7 protein-coding genes and 1 pseudogene (1 of these 8 running past the window's edge) are annotated in these 7,140 nt (G+C 67.4%); 7 read left to right on the forward strand and 1 reads right to left on the reverse strand.

The genetic code is table 11. The features are described 5' to 3' along the window. The first annotated feature begins 52 nt into the window (after positions 1-52). The 5 genes from FB381_RS01340 to FB381_RS01365 all read left to right on the forward strand — a co-directional run bounded on the left by FB381_RS01340 (position 53) and on the right by FB381_RS01365 (position 6,042). On the forward strand, positions 53-643 hold the full coding sequence (locus tag FB381_RS01340; RefSeq protein ID WP_141778623.1) for a hypothetical protein: 591 nt from the start codon (positions 53-55) through the stop codon (positions 641-643). Between the two features lie 48 nt (positions 644-691). After that, a complete protein-coding gene (locus tag FB381_RS01345) occupies positions 692-1,729 on the forward strand; it encodes a hypothetical protein (protein ID WP_141778624.1) in 1,038 nt (345 codons plus the stop codon). A gap of 214 nt (positions 1,730-1,943) precedes the next feature. Continuing rightward, positions 1,944-3,629: a glycine/sarcosine N-methyltransferase gene (locus FB381_RS01350; protein WP_141778625.1), complete on the forward strand. Its 1,686-nt coding sequence runs from the start codon at positions 1,944-1,946 to the stop codon at positions 3,627-3,629. A 111-nt stretch (positions 3,630-3,740) separates the two neighbouring features. Beyond that, positions 3,741-5,165 carry a flavin-containing monooxygenase gene (locus tag FB381_RS01355; protein ID WP_246087910.1) on the forward strand — a complete coding sequence of 475 codons (1,425 nt, stop codon included), beginning with the start codon at positions 3,741-3,743 and terminating at the stop codon, positions 5,163-5,165. Positions 5,166-5,529: 364 nt separating this feature from the next. Next, a complete protein-coding gene (locus FB381_RS01365) occupies positions 5,530-6,042 on the forward strand; it encodes a GNAT family N-acetyltransferase (protein ID WP_141778628.1) in 513 nt (170 codons plus the stop codon). On the opposite strand, the gene FB381_RS01370 is transcribed toward FB381_RS01365, so the two are convergent. Further along, positions 6,031-6,483 carry a winged helix-turn-helix transcriptional regulator gene (locus tag FB381_RS01370; protein WP_141778629.1) on the reverse strand — a complete coding sequence of 151 codons (453 nt, stop codon included), beginning with the start codon at positions 6,481-6,483 and terminating at the stop codon, positions 6,031-6,033. The genes FB381_RS01365 and FB381_RS01370 overlap by 12 nt on opposite strands. 93 nt (positions 6,484-6,576) lie before the next feature. Here FB381_RS01370 and FB381_RS24160 point away from each other — a divergent pair, with 93 nt between their 5' ends. After that, positions 6,577-6,822: a hypothetical protein gene (locus FB381_RS24160; protein ID WP_246087911.1), complete on the forward strand. Its 246-nt coding sequence runs from the start codon at positions 6,577-6,579 to the stop codon at positions 6,820-6,822. Between the two features lie 48 nt (positions 6,823-6,870). Further along, positions 6,871-7,140: pseudogene (locus tag FB381_RS24165) on the forward strand (dihydrofolate reductase family protein); its annotated part runs 27 nt beyond the window's last position; the annotation flags it as partial.

Here is a 7,140-nt window from a genome sequence, read left to right on the forward strand (position 1 = left end):
CGCAACTCGCCTCGACCGGTCCGTTGACACACCGACGACCGAGGAGGCAGCAATGTTCATCCAGATGATCCAGGGCCCCTGCACCCGGCAGGACGAGGCTCACCAGGTGCTCGACGAGTGGCGGCGCGAGCTGGCGCCGGGCGCGACCGGGTGGCTGGGCGGCACCTACGGGTTCACCGACGACGACCAGCTCGTCGCGGTGGTCCGCTTCGAGTCCCGCGAGGCGGCGATGGCCAACTCCGACCGTCCCGAGCAGGGGGAGTGGGCCGCGAAGATGGACGCGGTCATGGACGGGCCGATGGAGTTCCACGACTGCGACGACGTCACGCTGATGATGGACGGCGGCTCCGACGACGCCGGGTTCGTGCAGATCATCCGTGGCCGCGTCGACGACCCGAGCCGCCTCAAGGCGATGGTCGCCGACACCACGATGCTGCACGAGGCTCGCCCGGAGATCCTCGGCGGCACCCTCGCGATCGAGGCCGACGGCAGCTTCATCGACACGATCGCGTTCACCAACGAGGCCGACGCCCGCAAGGGCGAGCAGATCGAGCCGCCCGCCGACGTACGCCGTGAGCCGGACTACGCGATGAAGGGAGCGACCTACTACGACCTCCACCACCCCTGGTTCGAGAGCGCCTGAGGCACTGTCCTCCGACATCGTCGGCGTCTCGGATGTGATCATGGTCCGATGAGATTTCGAGGGGTTCTCGCCGGTGTGCTCGCGCTCGGTGTGACGACCGGGTGCTCGTCCTCCATCGGCGAGGAGTCCTCGAAGGACCCCTTCACCCTGCCCGTCGGGACGACGAGGTGGGACGCCGACGCCCCGTCCTGGTTCCACGACGGGACGCTCCACGTCGGCGACCGGACCGTCGAGCTCGGCGACAAGGTCGAGCGGTTCGCGCTCGGTGCGACCGGCGTCTACTGGATGCGCGGCGAGACGCTGATGTTCACCAGCGTCGAGGGTCGCACCCAGAAGGTCGAGAAGGTCGTCTGGGACAACATGGCGACCTCGGCGGACCACTCGGTGTTCGCGACCGTCGACCAGTCCCGCGGACCGAAGGACGAGTTCGGCACCCGCGCCATCCAGGTGGCCGCCTTCGACACCCGCACGGGCGAGCAGCTCTACCGCACGCCCGACGAGAAGCCGGACGAGGACGACGACCTGGCCGACCTCTACGAGGAGACCATGCCGCTGCTTGCGGGCGTCAGCAACGAGCGCCTCTTCTTCGACGACACCACCATCGACCTCAGCGACGGCTCGGTCTCCCGGAGCGACGAGGTCGGCGACGAGACGGTCATCTACGACGGCTACACCGAGACCCTGTTCCACGACGGCTATCCGATCGGGGTCAAGGGCGAGGGCCGCCACCGTGAGGTCGACAAGGCCCCGGAGTTCGCCAACGGGCGGTTGTCCCCTGACCGGAGCACGCTCTTCCAGGTCGACGTCACACCGGCCGACGCCGTCGTTTACGACGCGAAGACCGGCCGCGGACGCGCGATCGACGCTCCCTGGGACCACTTCACGCTGAGCGGCTGGAGCGACAAGGACACGTTCTTCGGGGTCGCACAGCAGACCGTCAGCCCGACCGACGGTACGGTCCGCGCGAGCCAGGCCGTCACCTGCGAGCTCCGCACGCTCGCGTGCAAGCCCGTGAGTCCGGTGATCCCGGAGAACGAAGAAGCGTCCGCCCTGGTCATGGAGGGCGACAGCACAAGCCCCCTCTGACCGCCAGACGAACTCGACGTTAAGTCCCCCGCGATCCGGCTCGCGCCACGACCGGATGCCCTAGCGTGACGTACGCGCCGGCAGTCAAAGGCGACTGCCCGCACATGTCCGCCCCGGACGGGAGAAGGCGATCCCCGCGTCCGCCGCACGTGCATGACTTGGCGACGCCTTCCTTGGTCCGCTCCCCACGAAGCAACCGAGGAGAAGAAGGCATATGGATCGCGCCACCACCGCAGTAGAGAACGCCCCGACCGATCTCGCGAGCCCGGACGACCTACGACAGGACTTCGGCGCCGACCCGACCGCCGTACGCGAGTCGGACCACTACACCGATGAATACATCAGCGGCTTCGTCGACAAGTGGGACGAGCTGATCGACTGGAAGCGCCGCTACGAGAGCGAAGGAAGCTTCTTCGTCGACCTCCTGAAGGCCCACAACGTGAAGTCGGTGCTCGACGTCGCGACCGGCACAGGCTTCCACTCCGTACGCCTCGTCGAGGAGCACTTCGACACGACCAGCGCCGACGGCAGCCCGAAGATGCTCGCGAAGGCGTTCGACAACGGCCGGACGTACGGCGGTCACATCCTCCGCGTCGTCCACGCCGACTGGCGGTGGCTCAACCGCGACGTGCACGAGAAGTACGACGCGGTCATCTGCCTCGGCAACTCGTTCACCCACCTGTTCTCCGAGCGTGACCGCCGCAAGGCCCTGGCCGAGTTCTACGCCGCCCTCAAGCACGACGGCATCCTGATCCTCGACCAGCGCAACTACGACTCGATGCTCGACAACGGCTTCTCCAGCAAGCACACCTACTACTACTGCGGCGAGGAGGTCAGCGCCGAGCCGGAGCACATCGACGACGGGCTGGCCCGGTTCCGCTACAGCTTCCCCGACGGGTCCGAGTATCACCTCAACATGTTCCCGCTGCGGAAGAACTACACCCGCCGGCTGCTGCGAGAGGTCGGCTTCCAGCGTGTCGAGACCTACGGCGACTTCCAGGAGACCTTCGTCGACGACGACCCCGACTTCCTCGTGCACGTCGCGGAGAAGAACTTCGTCGAGACCCCGGACGCGACCGCCTACTCCACCGCCGTCAACGTCGCCCGGGACTATTACAACTCCGACGACGCGGACAACTTCTACTTCTCGATCTGGGGCGGGGAGGACATCCACATCGGGCTCTACGACCGGCCGGAGGAGGACATCGCGACCGCGAGCCGCCGCACCGTGGAGCAGATGGCGCAGAAGGTGAGGCTGACCCCCGAGACGCGCGTGCTCGACATCGGCTCCGGATACGGCGGTGCAGCGCGCCACCTGGCCAAGACCTACGGCTGTCACGTCACCTGCCTGAACCTCTCCGAGGTCGAGAACCAGCGCAACCGCGAGCTCAGCGACCAGCAGGGGCTCGGCGACAGGATCGAGGTGCTCGACGGCTCCTTCGAGGACATCCCCTGCGAAGACAACCGGTTCGACGTCGTCTGGTCCCAGGACGCGATGCTGCACTCCGGGGATCGCGTACGCGTGCTGCAGGAGATCGCCCGGGTGCTGACCTCCAGCGGCGAGGTCGTCTTCACCGACCCGATGGCCGCTGACGGCGCCGACAAGGAGGTGCTCAAGCCGATCCTGGAGAGGCTTCACCTCGACTCGATGGGCTCGCCGGGGTTCTACCGCCACGAGCTGAGCCGGCTCGGCCTCGACACCGTCACGTTCGAGGAGCACACCGACCAGCTGACGACCCACTACGCCCGGGTCCTCGAGGAGACCGAGCGTCGCCACGAGGAGATCACCGAGCAGGTCAGCGACGCCTATCTCGCTCCGATGAAGGTCGGCCTGCGCCACTGGGTCGACGGTGGGAACGCCGGCAACCTGGCCTGGGGCATCTTCCACGCCAAGGGCTGATCGACGCCCGGCCGGGGCACGGACGAACGTACGTCGTGCCCCGGCCGGGCGGTTTCACATTCTCCCGGTATGGTCTGGGTCACATCGTGCTCACGGCCAACGGAGGACCCCTTGCGCATCGCAGTGATCGGCACCGGATTCGGCGGCCTGGCCGCCACGATCGAGCTCAAGAAGCGAGGCCATGACGACATCGTCGTGTTCGAGAAGTCCGGCGACGTCGGCGGCGTGTGGCGGGAGAACACCTATCCGGGTGCCGCCTGCGACGTACCGTCCAACCTCTACTCGTTCTCCTTCGAGCCCAACCCGCACTGGCCCCACAAGTTCTCCCGCCAGCCCGCGATCCTCGACTACATCCACAAGGTCGTCGACAAGTACGACGTACGCCGCCACATCCGGTTCGACACCGAGGTGCTCGCCGCACGCTGGGACGACGACGCGAAGACCTGGCAGCTCGAGCTGAGCACGGGGGAGACGGAGTCCGTCGACCTCTTCGTCCCCGCGGTCGGTCAGCTCTCCCGGCCCTCGATCCCGACCATCCCAGGCGCCGACACCTTCGCGGGCACGGCGTTCCACTCCGCGGAGTGGAACCACGACGTCAGCCTCGAGGGCAAGCGGGTGGCGGTGATCGGCACCGGCGCGAGCGCGATCCAGTTCGTGCCCGAGGTGCGCAAGAGCGCGGAGCAGGTGCTCCTCTTCCAACGCTCGGCGCCCTACATCGTCCCGCGCAAGGACTTCGTGCGCGCCGAGCCGTCGGGCCGGGTCTCGCAGCTCCTCGACCGGGTCAAGATCTGGGGTCAGGCCGAGTGGCTCACCACCTCGTTCCACGTCAAGCCGTTCGGCGCGATCATGCGCGCCTGGTCCCGCCGCCACATGAAGGCGCAGACCGCCGCGAAGCCGGGACTCTTCGAGAAGGTGTGGCCCGACTACCCGTTCGGCTGCAAGCGCATCCTGTTCGCCGACGACTATCTGCCTGCGCTCGCCCAGCCCGACGTCGACGTGATCACCGACGACATCATCGAGATCACCCCGGCCGGGGTGCGCACCGCCGACGGCAGCCACCACGAGGTCGACGTGCTCATCTGGGGCACCGGCTTCAAGGCCACCGACTTCCTCGCCCCGATGACGCTCACCGGCACCCAGGGCCGTGACCTGCACACCCATTGGAAGGACGGCGCGCACGCCTACCACGGCATGACCGTGCCCGGTTTCCCCAACCTGCTGATCATGTACGGCCCCAACACCAACACCGGCGGCGGCTCGATCATCTACTTCCTGGAGACCCAGGCCCGCTATCTCGGCAAGTACGCCGACCACATCAAGGAGGCCGGCCCGCTCGAGGTCAGGGGCGAGGTCGAGGAGGCCCATGACGCGAGGATCCAGGACAAGCTCGCGGGAAGCGTCTGGAGCAAGTGCGACTCCTGGTACCGCGAGAAGAACGGTCGCATCACGACCAACTGGCCCAGCATCTCGGCGCGCTATCGGCTCGGTTCCGGCTACGACAGGGGCGACTACGCATTGATCGATGAACTGTCTTAATGGGTCTTTTGTGACCGATCTGTTCATTCCCTTATCCGTGTGCTAGGCCACATACTCGAAGGGATGACTACCTCAACCCCCCGGCGGCGACACTTCGCCGCGAGTCCTTTCAAGACTGATCCCGAGCCGGTCATTGAGCAGTACGAGTCCGGAGACCTCGTCTCCCACGACTCATTCGGTCTGGGTCGGGTCGTCAACAAAGAAACGGCCGCAGTCACTGTCGACTTCGGTCCCCAGCTAGTGCGCATCGCCAGCCCCTTCACCAAGCTTGCCAAGCTCTGACACCGTCCGAGCTGCCCTACAGGTTGCCCTCCCCGAGCGATGCTCCGGGAGGGCAACCTGTCTCCGGCCTAGGATCGGCGACGTGACCGTGACCATCCGCGATGCAGCTCCTGCCGACGTACCCGAGATCCTTCGTCTCGTCCACGCCCTGGCCGACTACGAGAAGGAGCCCGACGCCGTCGAGGCGACCGAGGCCGACTTCACCGCCGCGCTCTTCCCGGAGTCCGGCACCGCGACCACTCGCTGCCTGATCGCGGAGGCTGGAACGGATGGAGCGGGCGGCACGGTGATCGGCATCGCGGTCTGGTACGTCACCTTCTCCACCTGGACTGGCCGCAACGGCATCTGGCTCGAGGATCTCTTCGTCGACCCTGCCCACCGCGGCGCCGGAGCCGGCAAAGCCCTTCTCGTACGCCTCGCGGAGATCTGCGTCGAGAACGACTGGCGACGCCTCGAGTGGTGGGTCCTCACGTGGAACGAGCCGTCGATCGCCTTCTACCGCTCGCTCGGCTCGGTGCCGCAGGACGAGTGGGAGGTCCACCGCATCGACGGCGACGCCCTCGAGTCGCTCGGGGCTGGTGCTCTACCCCGCTGACCCCGGCCCGGGCAGCACCTCGACATCGTCGGCATGCATCGGCTCGCCGCAGTGCGAGCACCGCAGATCGACCTGCGCGATCTCCCCGCAGCCGTGGTGCCGGTAGAGCACCGGCGGCCCGGCCTCCCCGGCGAGCCACTTGTCGCCCCAGCCGACCATCACCATCAGCACGTCGACCAGCTCGCGCCCCTTCTCGGTGAGCACGTACTCATAGCGCGGCCGGTTGTCGTAGGCCTGCTTCTCGAGCACCCCGTGCTCGACCAGGTGCCCGAGCCGCTCGGTGAGCACCTTCCGAGAGATCCCGAGATCGGCCTGGATCTGGTCGAACCGGTTCATCCCGACCCAGACGTCCCGCAGCACGAGCGGCGACCACGGCTCCCCGATCACGTCGAGCGTGCGCGCGATCGAGCAGGCCATCTCGGCGAAGTTCGTACGTTGCATGGCCCGAATCTACCATTTGGGGTTCCCTGAAGAAACTCAAGGTGTTACGGTCGCAGAGTCTCTTCAGGAAACTCCAATCACCAGGGAGCGGTCATGAGCAAGGTCCTCGCAGCACTCTCGGTCTCGGTCGACGGCTTCATCACCGGGCGCGGCCCTGGGCCCGGCCGCGGCCTGGGCGACGGTGGCGTCCTCTTCGACTGGTACTTCAGCGGCGACACCCCCAGCCGGGTCTTCGACGGCTTCACGCTCGCCGAGCCGAGCGCCCGTGTCTTCGACGCCCTGGCCTCGCGCGATGGCGTCAGCCTCGCCGGCCGCAACACCTACGACGACTCCGGCTGAGACACGGGCGGTGCCCCGCACCCCACCGCGCCGCTCGTCGTCCTCTCCCATCGGCCTGCGCCGGCGACCCACGACCGCCAGACCTTCGCCACCACGATCGAGGACGCGATCGCTGTCGCCAAGCAGCAGGCCGGCGGCAAGGACGTCGGCCTCATGGGCGGCGGTGTCGTGACCGCGGCGCTGAAGGCCGGCCTCGTCGACGAGCTCGTCCTCCACCAGGTCCCGGTGCTCCTCGGTGCCGGCCGCCGCTTCTTCAACGAGCTCCCCGAGCACATCTCGCTCGAGATCGTCGACGTCGTCGCCGCCCCGGGCGTCACC

The organism is Nocardioides albertanoniae (assembly GCF_006716315.1).
Taxonomy (GTDB): domain Bacteria; phylum Actinomycetota; class Actinomycetes; order Propionibacteriales; family Nocardioidaceae; genus Nocardioides; species Nocardioides albertanoniae.